Here is an 18370-nt window from a genome sequence, read left to right as displayed (position 1 = left end):
ATCATGCACTCCTTGCCAATGCCCCGTCCCGCCCTGCTTCTGCCGCCCCGAAAACCTCCTCGAAGGCCTGTTTCAGCGCCACGTCGAAATCGGTCAGCGTCACCGGCAGCCCGAGATCGACCAGGCTGGTGACGCCGAAACCCGGAATGCCGCAGGGCACGATGCCCGAATAGTGCGAAAGGTCAGGCTCGACGTTGACGGCGATGCCGTGAAAGCTCACCCAGCGGCGCAGGCGGATGCCGATGGCGGCGATCTTGTCTTCCATCGGCGTGCCGTCCGGCAGCGGCGGCTTGTCCGGCCGCACCACCCACACGCCGACCCGGCCTTGCCGCCGCTCCCCCTTGATATTGAAGCGGGCAAGGCTGGCGATGATCCAGTCCTCGAGCGCGGTGACGAAGGCGCGCACGTCCTCGCGCCGCTGCTTGAGATCGAGCATCACATAGGCCACGCGCTGGCCCGGCCCGTGATAAGTGTATTCGCCGCCGCGCCCGGCCTTGTGCACCGGAAAGCGCGCCGCATCGAGCAGGTCCTCGGGCGCAGCGCTCGTGCCCGCCGTATAAAGGGGAGGGTGCTCGACCAGCCACACCATCTCACCGGCCGCACCGGCGCGAATCGCGTCGGCCCGCGCCTCCATGAAGGCAAGCGCCTCCTCATAAGGTACAAGCCCCGGCTCGACGCGCCATTCCACCGCCGCCGCCTCGCGCGGGAAGAAGGTGAGGGGAGCCGTCTCGTTCACTGGTCCTTTCTCCATGCCGCTATATGACCTTGAAAGCACGAAAAGGTCCAGAACCAGCGGTCTCCGACAGGTCCTGCTCAGGCAATCGTTTTTCCGGCGGATTCGATCCACGACAGACTTGTTTCGCCGGGGGCGATTTGCTACATGCGCCGTGGCCGGTGCCAACCGGCCTTTCGTTGCGTGCGGTCGTGGCGGAATTGGTAGACGCGCAGCGTTGAGGTCGCTGTGGGGCAACCCGTGGAAGTTCGAGTCTTCTCGACCGCACCATTTTTTCTTTCCCTCAATTTTCGTAAGATTCTGACTTCGCGGTGCTTCTGCCTGTCACGCTGGTGGCGGGCGCAAGCGAAGCGCATGTTTCGCGCCCTCTTTTCCGGCCTTTACCGCGTCCTATCGGGCATTTGACGTGGAGCCGGTCTTGGCAGGACGCGAATGGTTGGCCTGATGTCCGAGCAGCGCCCTTGCCCGCCATGCTGATGCCAGCGCAAACCGAAGATCTTCGCATCCTTTCTGTCGACCTGCGCCTTCTCTCCCGGCGCTCCGCCGCCCTCGGCCACGTGGTACGCCTCGACCTCAACAACGCCGCCCTTCGAGCCGGGCACGCTCGACGTGGAAGTGAGGGCCCCGTGAGCGGCGCTCGTGGTGCGCTGGAACTCAGGCCGGGGTGGCAGGCGAAGCTGTCCGAGATCATCAGCCTGCTCGAGCCTGAGGTCTCCGTCCTGCGCCTGGCCTATAACGACGTCACCGCCGAGCGCCGCCTGGCTGTCAAGCGTGCCGCATTGATACGGCGCACGATCGCTGACCTCTGGAAGGCCAGGCCACGCCGCTACCGTCTTGAGATCGAGACCCCGGGTTAAGGTCAGCGGAGCAGGTGCGAACCCCTCTCCCGGCGCGTCGCTCGTTGATGTCTCGGCAGCTTAGTGGGAGTTCGCCGCCCGTCGCGGCGAACGTCACTAAGCTGCCTTCCCCCGATGCCGGCAGATAGCTCTCCTTCAGCCAAATGCCTCTTCCCCTGGGAATCTTATTGCGGCATTGCCTGCGACAGGCTTTGTATTCGCGCCGGGCGCGCGCTACAGGTGCCGCATCGTGAGCCGGATCGGCTTCAGGGTCAAAACCGAGGAGAGTGCCGTTGGGCGAGCCGGAAACGCAAGGGATTGATGGCACCCCGGCCGACGCGCCGGAGCACGGTATCTATGGCGAGGACGGGGTCATCGCCGCTCCCTTTCTCGCGCATATCGGTGCCGCCATCGCCGACCGCGATACGCTGGCGCTGAAGGAGGATGTCGGCAGCCTGCACACCTCCGAGGTCGGCGACTTGCTCGAAGCCCTGATCCCCGAGCAGCGCCGGGCACTGGTCCAACTCATGGGCGAGGAGTTCGACTTCACCGCGCTTACCGAGGTGGACGAGGCCATCCGCCTCGATATCGTCGGCAGCCTGCCCAACGCGCAGATCGCCAAGGCGCTTCAGCATCTCGAATCCGACGATGCCGTCTATATCCTTGAGGATCTCGAGCAGGCGGACCAGGACGAGATCCTGTCGAGGCTCCCGTTTACAGAGCGCGTGCGCCTGCGCCGCTCGCTCGGCTATCCCGAGGAGACAGCCGGCCGACGCATGCAGACGGAGTTTGTCGCCGTGCCGCCGTTCTGGACCGTCGGCCAGACCATCGATTACATGCGGGATGAGCAGAACCTGCCGGAATCCTTCTCGCAGATATTCGTCATCGACCCGACCTTCCGGCTCGTCGGCGCCGTCGATCTCGACCGCATCCTACGCACCAAGCGCGCGGTCAAGATCGAGGACGTGATGCGCGAGACGCGCCATGCCATCCCCGCCACGATGGACCAGGAGGAGGCGGCGAAGATCTTCGAGCAGTACGATCTCCTGTCGGCCGCCGTCGTCGATGAGAACGAGCGTCTGGTCGGCGTGCTGACCATCGACGACGTGGTCGACGTCATCACGCAGGAGGCCGAGGAAGATCTGATGCGTATGGGCGGCGTCGGCGACGAGGAATTGTCGGACTCCGTGCTGGCCGCCGGCCGCTCGCGCGTGCCCTGGCTGATGGTCAACCTGGTTACGGCCTTCCTCGCAGCTTCCGTCATCAGCCTGTTCGACGGCACGATCGAGCAGATCGTGGCGCTCGCCATCCTCATGCCGATCGTCGCCGGCATGGGCGGCAACGCGGGGTCACAGACGATGACGGTGACGGTGCGCGCACTCGCCACCCGCGACCTCGACATCTACAATGCCGGCCGCATCATCCGCCGTGAGATGGCGGTGGGCATCCTCAACGGCGTTATCTTCGCGACGCTGATCGGCCTCGTCGCCGGCATATGGTTCCAGGACGTCAACATCGGCGGCATCATTGCCGCGGCCATGATCATAAACATGTTCGTCGCCGCCCTTGCCGGCATCCTCATCCCGCTTCTTCTCGACAGGCTGGGCGCCGACCCCGCCGTCGCCTCCGCCGTCTTCCTCACCACGGTGACCGACGTCGTCGGCTTCTTTGCCTTTCTGGGGCTGGCGACCTGGTGGTTTGGTCTTCTCTAGGGCGGAAGAGATTCCATCGCGACACATCGCCGGCCGGAACACCCGGCTACCCCACGGCTTATACGGGCGCGCATCCCCGACGCCTACCGCGTCACCCGCCTTCTGCGCACCGATACCCTTCACATCCCGATACGCCAGGCGCCGACCTATCAGAAAGACGGCGTCTTTCTCGGCGGCGATGCAGCGCATGTGCACTCGCCAGTGGGCGCGCGCGGTATGAATCTCGGTATCGAGGATGCCGCCGCCTTCGCGAGCCGATATGGGGAGGGCGGGCTCGATGGTTACACGCAGGAGCGGCGGCCGGTAGGAAAGCGCTGGATCGAGCTGAGCGAGAGGCTCCTGAGCGTCGCCCAGACATCAGCCCCCGGCAAAGCCGCCTTGCGCGATCTCGCGTTCCGCACACTCGGCGCCATGCCTTTCCTGCAGCGCCCCGCGCTCGAACGCATGGCAGGATTGAAGGAATAGTTCAGGTTACCGCCGGCGCCGTGCGTGGCCGGCGCGTGAGGATAAGAAGGATGACGCTGATGTTGAGCAGGTTCCAGGCTATGCCGTTGAGGAAGGCGGCCTGATAGGAGCCGGTGAGGTCGTAGATCCACCCCGACATCCAGCCGCCCAGCGCCATGCCGGCGATGGTCGCCATGATGACGATACCGACCCGCTGTCCCGCCTCGCGCGCCGGCAGGTATTCGCGCACGATGATGGCGTAGGAGGGCACGATGCCTCCCTGCGAAAGCCCGAAAACCAGCGACACGACATAGAGCGAAGCGAGCCCGTCGAAGGGGATGTAGAGCATCAGCGCCAGGCACTGCAGCACAGAGCCGATGAGCACGGTGCGCGCGCCGCCGATATAGTCGGCGATGAAGCCGGAGGCAAGCCGGCTGACGATGCCGCCGGCCAGCATCAGGGACAGCATTTCCGCGCCGCGCGCCACGCCAAAGCCGAGGTCGACGCAATAGGCGACGATGTGCACCTGCGGCATGGACATCGCCACGCAGCAGGCCACGCCGGCGATGATTAGAAGCCCCTGCAGAACGCGCGGAGAGAAGGGGCTGGGCCCGGCCCGCCGGCGGAGGCCCGTGGGCATCCCGTCGCTGCCGAGCGGAGAGGCGGCGGGCGGACGTGGGCGCAAGAGCAGCGCCAGCGGCACGATCGCCACGATGCAAAAGACGCCGATGTAGAGAAAGGTGATGCGCCAGCCCGTACCGGCGAGCATGAGCTTGATGACCGTCGGCCAGACGACGCCCGCCAGGTAGTTTCCGCTGGCCGCCGCCGCCACCGCGATGCCGCGCCGGCGCTCGAACCAGTGCGAGATGTCGGCGATCAGCGGCCCGAAGGTGGACGAGGCGCCGAACCCGACCACCGCCTGCAATAGGGCGAACTGCCAGATCGACTGCGCGAAGCAGGATAGGATGAAGCCGCTTCCCAGCGCCACGCCCGCCAGCGCCACCGGCAGTGCCACGCCCATGCGGTCGACATAGCGCCCGATCAGCACGTTGCCTGCGGCAAAGCCGATCATGGCGGTGGTATAGGGCAGGGAGGCGTCAGCCCGTTCGACTCCAAAGTCCGCCTGCACGCTTGGCAGCACCACCACCACGGCCCACATGCCCACGCTGCCGATTGTGCCCAGCAGCAGGCACAGGGCCAGCCGAAGCCAGGAATGGACGTCGTCTGGCCGGCGCTCCTCCGCAGTCGGCAAGGGCTGAAGCATGGCAGGTCTCCGGGTGTTCGCCGACCAGCCGTAGCCTTGCTACCGGTGGAGGTGGTAGGGCCAGGGCGCGGTATCGGTTGTTCCCGGGGGGAAAGCGCGCGGTGTGAATTGACTTTTACGTAAATCAGGTGGCAGTGTCGCCCCCTCTGGAAAGCGGAACTGGCGAGCGCATGCGGGAATATTACACGATTACGGAACTCACCCGCGAATTCGGCATCTCGACACGCACGCTGCGATTCTATGAGGACGAGGGGCTCATCCATCCCGTGCGCCGCGGGCGCACGCGCCTCTATCGCCCTTCCGACCGGCACCTGGTGCGCCAGATCCTGCGCGGCCGCCGGCTGGGATTCTCCATCAACGAGATCCGCGAGATCATCGAGGTCTACAGAACCCCGCCCGGCGAGGTGGCGCAACTGCACCTGATGATCCAGAAGATCGAAGAGAAGCGGCAGAACCTGCGCCAGAAGCGCCGCGATCTGGAAGACACGCTTCAGGAACTGGACCAGGCGGAGGAAGCCTGCGTGGAGCGATTGGCGGAGCTCGGCGTAAAGACCTGAGAAGCTCTTGTATCAGGGCGAGATCGAATCAGAAGGCCTAGGTATGCGCGAAGGGGCGCTGGCATACCCATGTGGCCTAAAGGCCTTCTTAGAACCAGCGCCGCGCCTTCTTCTGATAGTCGCGGTAGCGTTTGCCGAAGCGCAGCGCCAGATGCCGTTCCTCTGGCTCAATGGCAAGCTTCTGCGTCGCGATCGCAGCGACGATGCCGAAGATGAAAAACCAGACCACACCGCTGATCATGCCGATAGCAAACATGATCGCCGTGTTCCCCAGATAGATGGGATTGCGGCTGAAGGCGTAGGGCCCGCTCGTCACCAGATGCTCGGCGCTCCTGTTCACCATGATGGTGGTGTTGGCGCGGCGCAGAGTCCTGACGGCAAAAATCTCCATCGCCACGCCCGCCACAAGCAGAAGCCAACCGATAGCGAAAAGCAGGTCGGAGAGCGGCGGGCCGAACCAGGGCAGCGGCACTGCATAAGCCAGCGCCACGCTTGCCGCGATGGCGCATAGATAAAGGATCGGCGGCCATGGAATGCGGCTTGGAGCGTGCTCGGTCGAATCGCTCATAGGCTCTCCTCCTCCAGGCGCGGCGCCTGCCTTTCAGGCCGGCTCATCGGCGGGCCTCATCCATTGTTTTCGACGCTGCAACGAAAGGCAACATCCTCCAGCCAGGACTGCGTCGCCTCGCTGCGCTGTGGATTGTAAAGCTCGTCGAGCCGGTTCTCGGCCGTGGCCTCCTCCAGCACGCACGCACAGTAGGCGCGGCAGAAATTTTCCTCGTGTTCGGCCGTACACTGGCTATCGCACGCTTCAAGAAAGAACTGCCCCTGATCGGGCGCGGGCGGCGGCATGATCTGGGCAAAGAGCCAGACGCTGGAGAACAGCACCGGCTGGTGCAGCAGGTAGAAGGCCAGGCTGTGGCGCCCGGCCGCCCCCAGAAGCGGCACCCGCTTCGCCGGCGCAAATACCGCCATGCGGGCGAAGAGGCCCGCGCGCGCCGCCGCTTTGGCGGCCGCGACACCCATGAGCACGGCGCCGAACCAGGGAAAGATGGGGATATAGTCGTTGGTGCCGGGAACGTTGCGCGAAAGCCCGGTCCACCAGAAGATCGGCTGGTCGAGGAACGGCGCATGCACGAAATGCGGCGCGGCGACAACCGCCGCGGCCACCGCCACGAGCGCGACGACCGGCAGCCTCAGGAGCAAAAGGCCGAGCACGCTTGAGACCGTGATGTTGTGCAAGATGCCGAAGAAGATGAAGGCATCCGGCATGGTGAAATAGGTCACCGCCGTAATCGCCGCCGCCGCAATGGCGATCATCGCCAGCCTCCTGGCGAAGGAGCGCAAGCGGATTCCCTGCCCATGCGCGAGATAAAGGCTGACGCCCACCAGGAACAGGAAAGAGCTGGCGATGGAGCGGGCAAAGATCTTCCATCCGCCCGTCACCGACGTGCCGGGCTCGATATAGCCGAAAAAATCGAGGTCCCATGTAAAATGGTATATGGCCATGGCGACCAGGGCGGTGCCGCGGGCGATGTCGATGAGCTCTATTCGTCGATGATCCGTCGGCGGCAGTTGCACCTTCAGCGTCCCCGCAGCGTCATGAAATGCCGGCGCAGGAACGCATATTCTTGGCCGCCGTTCAATGCGTTTGGGCGCGCAAAGCGCCTTTGCCGCAAGCGGATAACAGCGCAAGGAGGGAGAAGCCCATGAAGAAGCTATCTGTGAACGGTGCCGAAATGCCGGCGATCGGCCTTGGGACCTGGACCCTCGATGGCGGCACCTGCACCGATCTCGTCAGCCATGCGCTCGGCATCGGCTACCGCCATGTGGATACGGCGGCGATCTATGGCAACGAACGCGCGGTCGGCGAGGGCGTCCGACGCTCCGGCGTTCCCCGCGACGACATCTTCCTCACCACCAAGGTCTGGTGGACGGATCTGGCGCCCGCCGACCTGAAGCGCTCGGCGGCCGAGAGCCTGAAACGCCTGCGTCTCGACCATGTCGACCTCCTGCTCGTTCATTGGCCGAACCCGGCCGTTCCGCTGGCCGAGACCATGGACGCGCTCAACCGCGTGCGCGAGGAGGGGCTTGCGCGTCACATCGGCGTCTCCAACTTCCCCTCGCAGCTCCTGGCGGAGGCGGTACTTCTGTCCGAGGCGCCGCTGGTGGCCAATCAGGTCGAGTACCATCCCTATCTCAACCAGGACAAAGTGCACGCCGCCTGCCGGGAAAACAGCATGGCCATGGTCTCCTACTGCCCCATCTATCGCGGCGGCCAACTTCTTGGGGAGCCGGCGGTGGCCGAGGCTGCGGCGCGCCACGGCAAGACGCCGGCGCAGATCGTGCTTCGCTGGCACATCGAGCAGGAGGATGTCGCCGTCATCCCCCGCACCAGCCGCAAGGAGCGCCTGGCCGAGAATGCCGACATCTTCGACTTCTCGCTAGACGCCGGCGAGATGACGGCGATCAGCCGCCTGAGAAGCGCCGGGCGGCGCCTCTGCGATTACGGCTTTTCGCCCGAGTGGGATGCCGTCTAATGCCGTCGGCGGTCGGTTCCCGATCAGCGCGTCACGCGATCGCCTCGCGCTTCAGCGCCTCCGGCAGTCCCTCCGGCACGTCGATGCCGAAGATGTCCCACAGCACCGCCTCGATCTCTTCCGCCTCCTTCAGCTCGCGCCGCGAGCCGTTGCCGCCGTGGACGTTCAGGCGGTTGTTGAGGAGCGCATAGCGGCCCTCGGGAGTGGGGCGGGCGGCGATCAGAGAATTCCGGAAGTGAGAGGCTGGGCTGGTCGACAGGAAATAGTTGGTGGCTTCGTAATCGACCGGGAACTGCTCTTCGAGGCTGAAGCGATAGAGGCAGCGCCATTCGCCGTCGACATCGGCGCGCATGCGCCAGGTGTCGCCGTCACGGTCGAGGCGGAAGCTCTCGTGCGGCGTTTCTTGTTCAAGCCCCGCTTCAAGCCGCAGCGGCGCCGTCAGCGTCAGTCCGCCGAAGCCGACATCGGCGAGATAGGTCCCCTCGGGAAGCTCGACGCGCAGGAGCATGTGGCCGCGCGGGGTGACGGCATCTTCCTCGCGGCCCCACAATACGCGCGCGGCCAGCCCCGAAACCTGGAAACCCAGGGTCGAAAGCACATGCATGAAAAGCAGGTTGTGCTCGAAGCAATAGCCGCCGCGGCCACCGAAGATGAGCTTTTCCTGGAGCGAAGCCAGGTCGAGATTGACTGGGCGCCGCAGAAGCGGATCAAGATTTTCGAAGGCGATGGCAAGGGGATGGTGAAGGTGGAGGGCGGAAAGCGTCTCCAGCGTCGGCTCCAGCGGGCCCTCATATTTTACACGGCGCAGATAGGCCGCGAGGTTGATCGTCTGCGTGGCGACGTTCATCCGTGTCCCTCCGGATTGCTAAAGAAGCCGTTGATGTGGGGGTGCATCGATCGCGATGCAAGCAGGATACTGACAACCAACTGAATTATGCGGCACCTGAATTAGGTGTCGCCCGAATTATAGATCAATTATGTGGCATCGCGCCTGGAGGTTTGCGAAAGTGCGGCCGAAGGAGACCGCCATGCCAGCGTCAGCCGCAGATTCGTCCAAGAAGCCGAAACCCTGGAGCGCCGTCGCGCCGCTGCTCGTCGATGTCGCCATGGGGCGCAAGCCTGCCGATCTGGTGGTTCGCAACGGGCGCTGGGTCAACGTTCACTCGGGCGAGGTGATTCCCGGCACCGACCTTGCCATCGTCGCCGGCCGCTTCGCCTATTGCGGACCGGACGCCAGCCACGCCATCGGCGACAAAACCAAGGTGGTGGACGCCAGGGGCCGTTATCTGGTGCCGGGCCTGTGCGATGCGCACATGCATGTGGAAAGCGGCATGGTGACGGTGACGGAATTCTGCCGCGCCGTCATCCCGCATGGCACCACATCGATGTTCATTGACCCGCACGAGATCGCCAATGTGCTGGGGCTTCAAGGCGTGCGGCTGATGCATGACGAGGCGGCGGCGCAGGCGATCAACGTCTATGTGCAGATGCCCTCCTGCGTGCCGTCCGCGCCGGGGCTGGAGAATGCCGGGGCGCAGCTCGGCGCCGAGGACGTGGCCGAGGCGATGGGCTGGGACAACATCATCGGCCTCGGCGAGGTGATGAATTTTCCCGGTGTCGCCGCGAACAATCCGGTGATGGCAGGCGAGATCGCTGCCACTGTGGAAGCGGGTAAGACGGTGGGCGGGCACTTCGCCTCGCCGGACCTCGGCCGCGCCTTCCACGGCTATGTTGCCGGCGGGCCCGAGGACGACCACGAAGGCACGCGCATGGAGGACGCAATCGCCCGCGTGCGCCAGGGCATGAAGGCGATGCTGAGACTCGGCTCGGCCTGGTATGACGTGGCAAGCCAGATCAAGGCGGTGACGGAGCAGGGGCTCGACCCGCGCAACTTCATCCTGTGCACTGACGATAGCCACTCCGGCACCCTCGTAGAGGAAGGGCATATGGACCGCGTCGTGCGCCACGCCATCGCGCAAGGGCTGAAGCCGGTGACAGCGATCCAGATGGCGACCATCAACACGGCCGAGCACTTCAAGCTGGAGCGCGAGCTGGGCTCGATCACGCCAGGTAGGCGCGCCGACCTTCTCATCGTCTCCGACCTGGCCGCGCTCGTTATCGACGAGGTTTATGCGCGCGGCATCCGCCTTGCCCGCGACGGCAAGCTGGAGGCGAAAATCCCCGCCTACGCCTATCCGGCGACAGCCAAAAAGACAGTGCGGCTCGGCAAGCGCCTAACAGCTGACGATTTCAACATCCCGGCGCCCAAGGGCGCGCGCAGCGTCAAGGCGCGCGTCATCGGCGTGATCGAGAACCAGGCGCCGACGCGCGCGCTTGCCGCGGAACTTCCCGTCAGTGGCGGCGTGGTGGCCATGGACCGGCGCAACGACGTATGCCAGATCGCCCTGGTGGAGCGCCATCGCGGCACGGGAGCCGTCACCAACGGCTTCGTCTCCGGTTTCGGTTACACGCAGGACTGCGCCATGGCCTCCACCGTGGCGCACGATTCGCACCACATGATCGTCGTCGGCACCAACAAGGAAGACATGGCCAAGGCGGCAAACCGGCTGGGCCAGGTGGGCGGCGGCGTGGTGATGATCTCGAAGGGCAAGGAGCTGGCGCTGGTGGAGATGCCGATCGCCGGCCTGATGTCGGACGAGCGGGCGGAGGTGGTGGCCGGGAAGGCGGCGAAGCTCGCCGCCGCCATGCGCGACATGGGCTGCACACTCAACAACGCCTACATGCAGCACTCGCTGCTCGCTCTGGTCGTCATTCCCGAATTGCGCATTTCCGACATCGGCATCATCGACGTCACGACCTTCCGCAAGGTCGATCTGCTTTTGCCGTAAGAGCACGCCCGCAGAAAAACCAGGCAAAGGAGACGAGATGAGTGCATTTGTCGAGCGGGTCGGGCAGGCGGCCAGTGCCCTGCGCGCGCTCTTCCCCGAGACACCGCTGCAGGAGAACGACTATCTGTCGAAGAAAACCGGCGCGCGGGTGCTTCTGAAGCGGGAAGACCTGACGCCGGTACGCTCCTACAAGATCCGCGGCGCCTTCAATTTCATGCGCAAAGCCATCGCCGCCGGCGTCGGGCCGGACGGCTTCGTCTGCGCCTCCGCCGGCAACCATGCCCAGGGCTTTGCCTTCGTCTGCCGCCATTTCGGCCGCAAGGGCGTGGTCTTCATGCCGGTAACGACGCCGCAGCAGAAGATCGACAAGACGAAGCTGTTTGGTGGCGAGTTCATCGAGGTGCGCCTTGTCGGCGACTATTTCGACGAGTGCTACCAGGCGGCCGCCGGCTTCGCCGCGGCAAGTGCGGCCCTCATGGTGCCGCCCTTCGACCATCCCGACATCATAGAAGGGCAGGCGTCGGTGGCGCATGAGCTTGCCGAGCAGCTTGGCAGGCTCGACGATGCACTGGTGCTCCTGCCCGTGGGCGGCGGCGGCCTTGCGGCGGGGGTGACAGGCTTTCTGCACGATACGGGCAGCAACGCCGGCTTCCTCTTCGCCGAGCCCGCCGGCGCGCCGAGCCTGGAGCGGAGCCTTTCCGCAGGCAAGCGGGTGAAGCTTGCGCAGGTCGATAATTTCGTCGACGGGGCGGCGGTGGCCGAGATTGGCCGCGAGCCCTTCAGGCGGTTGAAGAGCTTTCCCGCGCAAACCGTTCGCCTCATTCCCGAAAACCGCCTCTGCGCCACCATGATCGAGATGCTGAACATCGAGGGCGTGGTGCTGGAGCCGGCCGGCGCGCTCGCCATCGACGCGCTCAAGGACTTTTCGCGCAAGGAACTGAAGGGGCGCACGGTGGTCGCCGTCGTCTCCGGCGGCAATTTCGATTTCGAGCGCCTGCCGGACGTCAAGGAGCGGGCGCTGCGTTTCGAGGGACTGAAAAAATACTTCATCTTCCGCTTTCCCCAGCGGCCGGGCGCGCTGCGCGACTTTCTCGATCTTCTGGGGCCGGACGACGACATCACGCGATTCGAGTATCTGAAGAAGTCGGCGCGCAATTTCGGCTCCGTACTGATTGGTCTCGAGACCAAGGAACGGCGCAATTTCGCCGTCCTGACCAAGCGCTTCGACGATGCCGGCTGGGCCTATCAGGACATTACCGACAACGACACCATCGCGGGCCTGCTGATATGAGTAATAAAGAGACGGCCTATATCGTCTTGTTCCGCGGCGTCGGCGGTGCCACGCAGCTTCCGGTGGAGACGCTGCGTGCGGTGCTTTCGGACGCCGGCTTCGCCAATGTTGCGACCTACATCAACAGCGGCAACGCTGTGCTTTCCTCCCCGATGGCGGGAGAGGAGGTGGCCGCAAAGGTCGCCGCATTGGTGCGCGAGAAGATGGATTTCCGCAAGTCCGTTCTGGTGGCAAGCCTTGAAGAGTGGGAAGATCTCATCGCCAAGAACCCTTTCCCGCACGCCGTCGAACAGCCGACGATGCTGCACGCCTTTCTAATGGAGGGTGCGCCGGAGGCCAAAAGGATGGCCGCGCTTCAGGAGAAGCCGAGAAGCACCGAGACCTTCGCCATCCGGGGCAGGGTCCTTTACCTGCACACGCCCGACGGCATGGGCAGATCGCTCTTCGCGCCGAAGATCGAGCCGACATTGAAAGTGGCGATGTCCGCCCGCAACTGGCGCTCCGTGCTGGCGCTGCGGGACATGGCGGCTGCGATTTGAGGGGCCACAGCCAAGCGGTCCGTCTGCTTAACCCGCTGCCACCTGCGCCGGCCGCTCCTCGATACCGAGCAGGCCGCGCATGTTGGGCCGGGCCTCGACCAGATCGTGGATGGTGTAGGAGGAAAGCACTTCGAAGAAGGCGCCGAGGGCCTTGCGCAACGCCTCGTTGAGGCCGCAGCCATCGATAAGCGGGCAGTCCGTCCCGTCGTTCTCGAAGCACTCAGCCATGGCGAAGTTCTCTTCCGTCACGCGCACCACGTCAAACAGCGTGATCTCCTCGGCGGGCTTGGCAAGCCGCACGCCGCCGTTGCGCCCGCGCACGGTCTGCACCAGCCCGTTCTCCACCAGCGGCTGCAGGATCTTGAACAGGAAGAGATCGGACAGCGAATAGGCCTGCGCGATATCCGGAATTCGACTCAGGCGCCCCTCGTTGGCAGCGCAATACATGAGGATGCGGATCGCGTAGTTGGTTTGCCGAGTCAGGCGCATGGATTCCCTTTCGTCACGTGCAAATTCTAATATGGCTCATAGTTTAGAATAATTCCAGAGATGAATGCTAAAAACATGACCTAGATTATCAGGAAAATGCCTGGATTGCGAGCCATGCAGCACACGCAATGCGGCAATGCGCGCGGCGCGGTGTTCTTGCGCATCGTTGCTGCACTGCACATATTCGCGCCGAGTCGAACGGCTCGGGGAGGAACCCGCGAGGAGTGCGACTTATGGCCCGTATGGCAAGAAAACCAGAACCGCGCGGCGTGGTGCGCCGCCTGAGGCCGTCCGAGTTTACCCTTTTCCGCGATCACCTGATGCGCCTCGACGCCGGGAGCCGGCGCGACCGCTTCAACGGCGCCGCCAGCGACGCCTTTCTCAAAGACTATGCCGCGCGCTCCTTCAGCCAGGGCGCGACGGTGGTCGGCTATGTCGAGAACGGGCACGTTCTCGGGGCGGCGGAGCTGCACGAACGCCCGGAAAGCGACCCGCCCACGGCCGAGATCGCCTTCAGCGTCGAAAAGGCGCTGCAGCATCGCGGGCTCGGCAGCCAGCTTTTCCAGCGCCTCATCGCCCACGCCCGCGCGCTCGGCTATACGCAGCTTCGCGTGACCACCCACCCGCACAATGATGCGATGCGGGCGTTAGCGCGAAGGTTCAACGCCCGGCTGAGCTTCGAGAAGGGCGAGACGGTGGGGCACATTGACCTCGAACCGGCCTCCCAAAGCGATGCGGAACTGTCGGCCGTCTATCTGCCGGCGCTCGCCGCCGGCGCGCTTTCGATGCAGTAGCGCCCTCTCCCTCCCCCTTGAGGGGAGGGTGGGCCCGCCGGTTACCGGCGGGTTCGGGTGGTCGCGGCGCCGCGCTTTCATATTCAGGTAGCGCATAGGCTGAACTTCAAACGCCGGCACGCGGTCGCCGCCGCCCCCCTCCGCCTTGCTTCGCTCGACACCTCCCCCTCCAAGGGGAGAAAGAGCGCTAAAACACCGCCTTCACAGCCTTCGCCGTTGCATCCACGACCCTGTCCGCCTCGGCCCGCGTCAGGCACAGCGGCGGGGCGAAGCCGAGGATGTCGCCCTGCGGCATGGCGCGACCGATGACGCCTTCGGCGAGGACGGCGGCGGCTACCTGCGGGCCGATCTTTTGCGCCGGGTCGAAGAAACGGCGGCTGTCCCGGTCTTCCACGAACTCGACGGCGCACAACATGCCTTCACCGCGGACATCGCCGACATGGGGATGGGCACCCAGAGCATTCTTCATGGCCTCGACAAAATAGGCGCCCGTCTCGCCGGCATTCGTCACCAGGCCGAGGCTGTCGACCAGCTTCAGATTGGCGATGCCGGCAGCCGCGCCGATGGGATGGGCGGAATAGGTCCAGCCATGGCCGATCGGGCCGTTCTCGTCCGTGCCTTTTTCGAGCACCTGCCACATCTTCTTGCCGACGATGGAGCCCGACAGCGGCGCATAGGCCGAAGTGAGGCCCTTGGCGATGGTGATCAGGTCCGGCTCGATGCCGTAATGGTGCGAGCCGAACATGGAGCCGAGCCGCCCGAAGCCGGTGACCACCTCATCGGCGATCAACAGGATGTCGTGCTTGTTCAGGACCTTCTGGATCGCCTGCCAATAGCCTGCCGGCGGCGGCACGATGCCGCCCGTGCCCAGCACCGGCTCGCCGATGAAGGCGGCGATGGTATCGGCCCCCTCGCGCTCGATGAGCGCTTCGAGCTCGGCCACGCAATGCGCCGTGAAATTCTCCTCGCTCATGGCAAGGTCCGCACGGCGATAGTAGTAGGGCGCTTCCGTATGGACCACCTGCGCCAGCGGCAGGTCGAACTTCTTGTGGAACAGCTCCAGCCCCGTCAGCGAGCCGGTCATCAGGCCGGAGCCGTGATAGCCGCGCCAGCGCGAGATGATCTTCTTCTTTTCGGGCCGGCCGAGGATGTTGTTGTAGTACCAGATGAGCTTGATGTTGGTCTCATTGGCATCTGACCCGCCAAGGCCGAAATAGACCTTGGACATGTTCTCGGGCGCCCGATCGAGGATCATCTTCGCCAGCGTGATCGAGGCCTCGGTGCCGTGGCCGACATAAGCGTGATAGTAGGCAAGCTCCTTCGCCTGGGCGGCGATGGCCTCGGCGATCTCCGTGCGCCCGTAGCCGACGTTGACGCAGTAGAGCCCGGCGAAGGCATCGAGCAGGCGTTTGCCGTCACGGTCCTCGATATAGACGCCGCTGCCGCCGGTGACGATGCGGTTCGGGCTTTCCCCCCGAGCATGCTGGGCGAGGTGCGTGGAGGGATGGAAGAAACTCTCCCGGTCCCACTGGTCGAGCTGGTCGTTCTTCAGCAGCATGGATGTCTCCTATCTGATGGTTGGGCCGAGAGGCGTCTTGGTGAGGACTTCCGTCCCGTCCGGCCCGAGCAACACGGCGTTGGAGACGAAGAAGTCGCCCTTGCCCGTGCCCATCAGCCAAGAGAGGATGTGGAAGGTCATGCCCTCGCGGATTTCGAGATCCGAATCATGGCGCAAGCCGGTGACGCGGTTGCCGCCGGTCCATGACGGCGGGAAGCCGATGCCGACGCAATAGCCGCAGTGGTGGCGGCGATAGTGGGAAAGCCCCACCTCGTCGACGATGGCCTGCCAGGCTGCATAGACGTCGCGCGCAAGCACGCCGGGGCGCAGCGCGCTAAGCACCGCGTCGAAAGCCTGGCGCGACACTTCCGCCATGCGGGCGTCCTCGTCGCGGATGGAGCCGACATGGACGAGCCGGCCGAGCGGCGAATGATAGCGGCTGACGCAGCCCGACAGCTCGATGAACACTGGCTCCCCGTCCTGATAGACGCCGTCGCCCCAGGTCGTGTGCTCCTCGCCCAGCCTTTTGCCTGGGCGGATGAAGGGGCCGAAACCGGGCACCTCGCCGCCGGCGCGGATCATCGTGGCATGGCATTCGGCCACCACATCGCGCTCGCTCGCCCCGTCGCGGATGGCGGCGATGGCTGCCTCGGCCGCGATGTCCGATATGGCGGCGGCCCTGCGCATCAGGTCCTGCTCCAGGGGCGATTTGACAAGCCGCAGATTGTCGACCAGGCCGGTGATATCGGCCCAGTGGACGTCCGGCAGGCTCTCGCGCAGCGCATGGCCGAAGCCGTAGGAATGGCCCGATGACCAAGTCTCCACGCCGATGCGCAAGGCGCCGTCGGCCTGCTCCTCGATCTCCTTCACAACCGCCTTCAGCACCGCGCGCGAGCGCTCCTTCGCTACGAAGGAATCTTTCAGGAAACGCACGGCGAGGTCGGCGGCCGTCTCGTTGTCGGCATGGCCGTGGAAGAGGGCGTTGCGAACCTGCTTTTCAATGGAGACGCGCTCCATCTGCCGCGTCACCAGCACCATGTCGCCCTCGGGCGGCACGATCAGAAGGTGCGGCGCGAAATAGCCCCAGTGGTCGAGGCCAGTCAGATAGAAGATGTTCTCGGGCGTCGAGAGCAGCACCATGTCGAGGCTGCGCGCTTCCATGGCGCTGCGCACTGCCTCCAGCCTTTGGCCCAGCTCTTCGTCGGTAAAAGGATTCGCGAACATGTGCAGCGCTCCTCAGCCGATGTCGCGGCAGACATATTTGACGTTGGTGAACTCCTCCATCCCCATTCGCGAGCCTTCCCGGCCAAGCCCCGCCTGCTTGATGCCGCCGAAGGGTATGGGCGCGCCGGTGATCTTGGTGCGGTTGACCGCCACCATGCCGAATTCGAGCGCGCGCGACAGCCGGGCGATGCGGCCGGAATCCCGCGTGTGCAGGTAGGCGACGAGCCCGGTCTCGGTGTCGTTGGCGCGGGCAAGCACCTCGTCTTCCGCGTCGAAGGGCGCGAAGGCGGCGACAGGGCCGAAGGTCTCCTCATGGAAAATCAGCGCGTTCTCCGGCACGTCGGCCAGCACCGTCGGGAGGAAAAAGTTCTCGCCGGCATTGGCTTCCTTGCCGCCGGCAACCAGCCTCGCGCCCTTCTCAAGTGCGTCGGCCACGTGCTCCTCCTGCTTTTTCAACGCGCGGGCGTTGATGAGCGGACCGATGTCCGGGTCCTCGAGGCCCTGACCGACGGTGAGCGTACGCACCTTTTCGGCGAAGGCTTCGACGAAGGCCTCGTAGATCGGGCGCTCGATATAGAAGCGGTTGGCGGCTAGGCAGTCCTGGCCGGAGGTGGCGAATTTCGCGGTGATCGCGCTTTCCACCGCCCGTTCGAGGTCGCAGTCGGCGAAGGCTATGAAGGGGGCGTGTCCGCCAAGCTCCATCACCAGCTTCTTCACCGTGGGTGCGGACTGGCCATAGAGCAGGCGGCCGATCTCCGTCGAGCCGGTGAATGACACGATGCGGACATGGCGCGAGGCGGTCATCGCGCCAACGACTTCCGCAGCCTTACCAGTGAGAACGTTGAAGACGCCAGCGGGCAGGCCGGCGCGCTCGGAAAGCTCGGCGAGCGCCAGGGCGGAGAAGGGGGTTTCGGAGGAGGGGTGGGCGACCACCGTGCAGCCGGCGGCCAGTGCCGCCGCGGCCTTTCGCGTCAGCATGGCGGACGGGAAATTCCACGGCGTGACGAGCCCCGCCACGCCCGCCGGCTCGCGCGAAATCCGCATCTCCGCATCGGTCAGGTGCGAGGTGACGCTCTCCACGTTCAGGCGCTTGGCCTCTTCGGCATAGAACTCTACGAATGAGGCGGCATAATCGATCTCGCCGCGCGCTTCGGAGAGGGGCTTGCCCTGCTCCAGCACCATGAGGTGCGCCAGATCCTCACGCGCCTCGACGATCAGGGCGTGCCAGCGCTTCAGAAGCTCCGCGCGCTCCTGCGGCAGGCGCGCGGCCCAGCCGGTGAAGGCTTGATGCGCGGCGGCGATTGCCTCGTCCGCCTGCGCTGACGTGAGTGCCGGCACACAGCCGATGCGGGCGCCGTCGGAGGGGTTCAGGACGTCGATAGCCGCGTCGCCGGGCGCGGCGATCCAGCGGCCGCCGACATAGGCGTACTCGCGGAAGAGGCGCGGGTCACGCAAGGCGGAAAGGGCAGTTTTTTCAAGGGCGGCAAGGGCAGACATCGGCTCACTCCCTGGCGGGTTCTATTCTTCCCTTGAGATGGGG

At 65.0% G+C, this 18370-nt stretch carries 18 protein-coding genes and 1 tRNA gene; 10 read left to right on the top strand and 9 right to left on the bottom strand.

The features are described from left to right. Position 1: 1 nt before the first annotated feature. On the bottom strand, positions 2 to 751 hold the full coding sequence (lipB, locus tag N5A92_RS12135) for a lipoyl(octanoyl) transferase LipB (RefSeq protein ID WP_425248569.1): 750 nt from the start codon (positions 749 to 751) through the stop codon (positions 2 to 4). Between the two features lie 167 nt (positions 752 to 918). Between lipB and N5A92_RS12130 the strand changes: the two genes are divergently transcribed. The 4 genes from N5A92_RS12130 to N5A92_RS12115 all read left to right on the top strand — a co-directional run bounded on the left by N5A92_RS12130 (position 919) and on the right by N5A92_RS12115 (position 3746). Then, positions 919 to 1003: transfer RNA gene (locus tag N5A92_RS12130), tRNA-Leu, on the top strand. Positions 1004 to 1359: 356 nt separating this feature from the next. Further along, positions 1360 to 1590, top strand: coding sequence for a hypothetical protein (locus tag N5A92_RS12125; RefSeq protein WP_260902999.1), 231 nt, complete (start codon positions 1360 to 1362; stop codon positions 1588 to 1590). Positions 1591 to 1862: 272 nt separating this feature from the next. Beyond that, positions 1863 to 3281: a magnesium transporter gene (gene mgtE / locus N5A92_RS12120; RefSeq protein WP_260902997.1), complete on the top strand. Its 1419-nt coding sequence runs from the start codon at positions 1863 to 1865 to the stop codon at positions 3279 to 3281. 15 nt (positions 3282 to 3296) lie between these two features. Beyond that, complete coding sequence (locus N5A92_RS12115) at positions 3297 to 3746, top strand: FAD-dependent oxidoreductase (RefSeq protein WP_313958415.1); 450 nt, start codon at positions 3297 to 3299, stop codon at positions 3744 to 3746. A 1-nt stretch (position 3747) separates the two neighbouring features. Here the strand turns inward: N5A92_RS12115 and N5A92_RS12110 are convergent, their stop codons facing one another. Beyond that, positions 3748 to 4989: an MFS transporter gene (locus tag N5A92_RS12110; protein ID WP_260902989.1), complete on the bottom strand. Its 1242-nt coding sequence runs from the start codon at positions 4987 to 4989 to the stop codon at positions 3748 to 3750. 170 nt (positions 4990 to 5159) lie between these two features. On the opposite strand from N5A92_RS12110, the gene N5A92_RS12105 reads away from it, so the two are divergent. Continuing rightward, positions 5160 to 5546, top strand: a complete 387-nt coding sequence (locus N5A92_RS12105; protein WP_260902988.1) for a MerR family transcriptional regulator — start codon at positions 5160 to 5162, stop codon at positions 5544 to 5546. 88 nt (positions 5547 to 5634) lie between these two features. On the opposite strand, the gene N5A92_RS12100 is transcribed toward N5A92_RS12105, so the two are convergent. Beyond that, a complete protein-coding gene (locus tag N5A92_RS12100) occupies positions 5635 to 6114 on the bottom strand; it encodes a methyltransferase family protein (RefSeq protein WP_260902986.1) in 480 nt (159 codons plus the stop codon). Positions 6115 to 6170: 56 nt separating this feature from the next. After that, positions 6171 to 7127, bottom strand: a complete 957-nt coding sequence (locus N5A92_RS12095; protein WP_260902977.1) for a heparan-alpha-glucosaminide N-acetyltransferase — start codon at positions 7125 to 7127, stop codon at positions 6171 to 6173. Between the two features lie 128 nt (positions 7128 to 7255). Between N5A92_RS12095 and N5A92_RS12090 the strand changes: the two genes are divergently transcribed. Further along, positions 7256 to 8086 (top strand): aldo/keto reductase, encoded by an 831-nt coding sequence (locus N5A92_RS12090; protein WP_260902975.1) that lies wholly within the window; start codon positions 7256 to 7258, stop codon positions 8084 to 8086. A gap of 31 nt (positions 8087 to 8117) precedes the next feature. On the opposite strand, the gene N5A92_RS12085 is transcribed toward N5A92_RS12090, so the two are convergent. Then, positions 8118 to 8933 carry an arylamine N-acetyltransferase family protein gene (locus tag N5A92_RS12085; RefSeq protein ID WP_260902973.1) on the bottom strand — a complete coding sequence of 272 codons (816 nt, stop codon included), beginning with the start codon at positions 8931 to 8933 and terminating at the stop codon, positions 8118 to 8120. A gap of 181 nt (positions 8934 to 9114) precedes the next feature. On the opposite strand from N5A92_RS12085, the gene ade reads away from it, so the two are divergent. The 3 genes from ade to N5A92_RS12070 are packed head-to-tail and all read left to right on the top strand — an operon-like array spanning position 9115 to position 12765. Further along, positions 9115 to 10935 (top strand): adenine deaminase, encoded by a 1821-nt coding sequence (gene ade / locus N5A92_RS12080; RefSeq protein WP_260902967.1) that lies wholly within the window; start codon positions 9115 to 9117, stop codon positions 10933 to 10935. A gap of 37 nt (positions 10936 to 10972) precedes the next feature. Continuing rightward, the gene (gene ilvA / locus N5A92_RS12075) at positions 10973 to 12226 is read left to right on the top strand and encodes a threonine ammonia-lyase IlvA (RefSeq protein WP_260902965.1); all 1254 of its coding nucleotides are present in this window, start codon (positions 10973 to 10975) and stop codon (positions 12224 to 12226) included. Beyond that, positions 12223 to 12765 (top strand): DUF1697 domain-containing protein, encoded by a 543-nt coding sequence (locus tag N5A92_RS12070; RefSeq protein WP_260902963.1) that lies wholly within the window; start codon positions 12223 to 12225, stop codon positions 12763 to 12765. The genes ilvA and N5A92_RS12070 overlap by 4 nt, the downstream gene beginning before the upstream one ends. 27 nt (positions 12766 to 12792) lie before the next feature. Here the strand turns inward: N5A92_RS12070 and rirA are convergent, their stop codons facing one another. After that, on the bottom strand, positions 12793 to 13254 hold the full coding sequence (gene rirA / locus N5A92_RS12065; protein WP_260902960.1) for an iron-responsive transcriptional regulator RirA: 462 nt from the start codon (positions 13252 to 13254) through the stop codon (positions 12793 to 12795). 233 nt (positions 13255 to 13487) lie between these two features. On the opposite strand from rirA, the gene N5A92_RS12060 reads away from it, so the two are divergent. Then, a complete protein-coding gene (locus N5A92_RS12060) occupies positions 13488 to 14048 on the top strand; it encodes a GNAT family N-acetyltransferase (RefSeq protein ID WP_260902941.1) in 561 nt (186 codons plus the stop codon). A 187-nt stretch (positions 14049 to 14235) separates the two neighbouring features. Here the strand turns inward: N5A92_RS12060 and N5A92_RS12055 are convergent, their stop codons facing one another. Genes N5A92_RS12055 through N5A92_RS12045 form a run of 3 tightly spaced genes read right to left on the bottom strand, consistent with a single transcriptional unit; the run spans position 14236 to position 18327 of the window. Then, positions 14236 to 15603, bottom strand: coding sequence for an aspartate aminotransferase family protein (locus tag N5A92_RS12055; RefSeq protein ID WP_260903589.1), 1368 nt, complete (start codon positions 15601 to 15603; stop codon positions 14236 to 14238). 12 nt (positions 15604 to 15615) lie between these two features. Next, positions 15616 to 16830, bottom strand: coding sequence for a M24 family metallopeptidase (locus N5A92_RS12050; protein ID WP_260902939.1), 1215 nt, complete (start codon positions 16828 to 16830; stop codon positions 15616 to 15618). A 12-nt stretch (positions 16831 to 16842) separates the two neighbouring features. Continuing rightward, on the bottom strand, positions 16843 to 18327 hold the full coding sequence (locus N5A92_RS12045; RefSeq protein ID WP_260902937.1) for an NAD-dependent succinate-semialdehyde dehydrogenase: 1485 nt from the start codon (positions 18325 to 18327) through the stop codon (positions 16843 to 16845). Positions 18328 to 18370: the final 43 nt, after the last annotated feature.

The sequence above is a fragment of the Chelativorans salis genome (assembly GCF_025336525.1).
Taxonomy (GTDB): Bacteria; Pseudomonadota; Alphaproteobacteria; order Rhizobiales; family Rhizobiaceae; genus Chelativorans; species Chelativorans salis.
The sequence above is the reverse complement of the archived record's forward strand: the minus strand, read 5'-3'. Positions and strand labels throughout refer to the sequence as shown.

Coding starts and splice junctions, on each gene's coding strand:
- N5A92_RS12070 (WP_260902963.1), top strand. CDS start 12,223: ATGAGTAATAAAGAGACGGCCTATATCGTCTTGTTCCGCGGCGTCGGC.
- lipB (WP_425248569.1), bottom strand. CDS start 751: ATGGAGAAAGGACCAGTGAACGAGACGGCTCCCCTCACCTTCTTCCCG.
- N5A92_RS12045 (WP_260902937.1), bottom strand. CDS start 18,327: ATGTCTGCCCTTGCCGCCCTTGAAAAAACTGCCCTTTCCGCCTTGCGT.
- N5A92_RS12085 (WP_260902973.1), bottom strand. CDS start 8,933: ATGAACGTCGCCACGCAGACGATCAACCTCGCGGCCTATCTGCGCCGT.
- N5A92_RS12050 (WP_260902939.1), bottom strand. CDS start 16,830: ATGTTCGCGAATCCTTTTACCGACGAAGAGCTGGGCCAAAGGCTGGAG.
- N5A92_RS12090 (WP_260902975.1), top strand. CDS start 7,256: ATGAAGAAGCTATCTGTGAACGGTGCCGAAATGCCGGCGATCGGCCTT.
- rirA (WP_260902960.1), bottom strand. CDS start 13,254: ATGCGCCTGACTCGGCAAACCAACTACGCGATCCGCATCCTCATGTAT.
- N5A92_RS12110 (WP_260902989.1), bottom strand. CDS start 4,989: ATGCTTCAGCCCTTGCCGACTGCGGAGGAGCGCCGGCCAGACGACGTC.
- ilvA (WP_260902965.1), top strand. CDS start 10,973: ATGAGTGCATTTGTCGAGCGGGTCGGGCAGGCGGCCAGTGCCCTGCGC.
- N5A92_RS12105 (WP_260902988.1), top strand. CDS start 5,160: ATGCGGGAATATTACACGATTACGGAACTCACCCGCGAATTCGGCATC.
- N5A92_RS12060 (WP_260902941.1), top strand. CDS start 13,488: ATGGCCCGTATGGCAAGAAAACCAGAACCGCGCGGCGTGGTGCGCCGC.
- N5A92_RS12100 (WP_260902986.1), bottom strand. CDS start 6,114: ATGAGCGATTCGACCGAGCACGCTCCAAGCCGCATTCCATGGCCGCCG.
- ade (WP_260902967.1), top strand. CDS start 9,115: ATGCCAGCGTCAGCCGCAGATTCGTCCAAGAAGCCGAAACCCTGGAGC.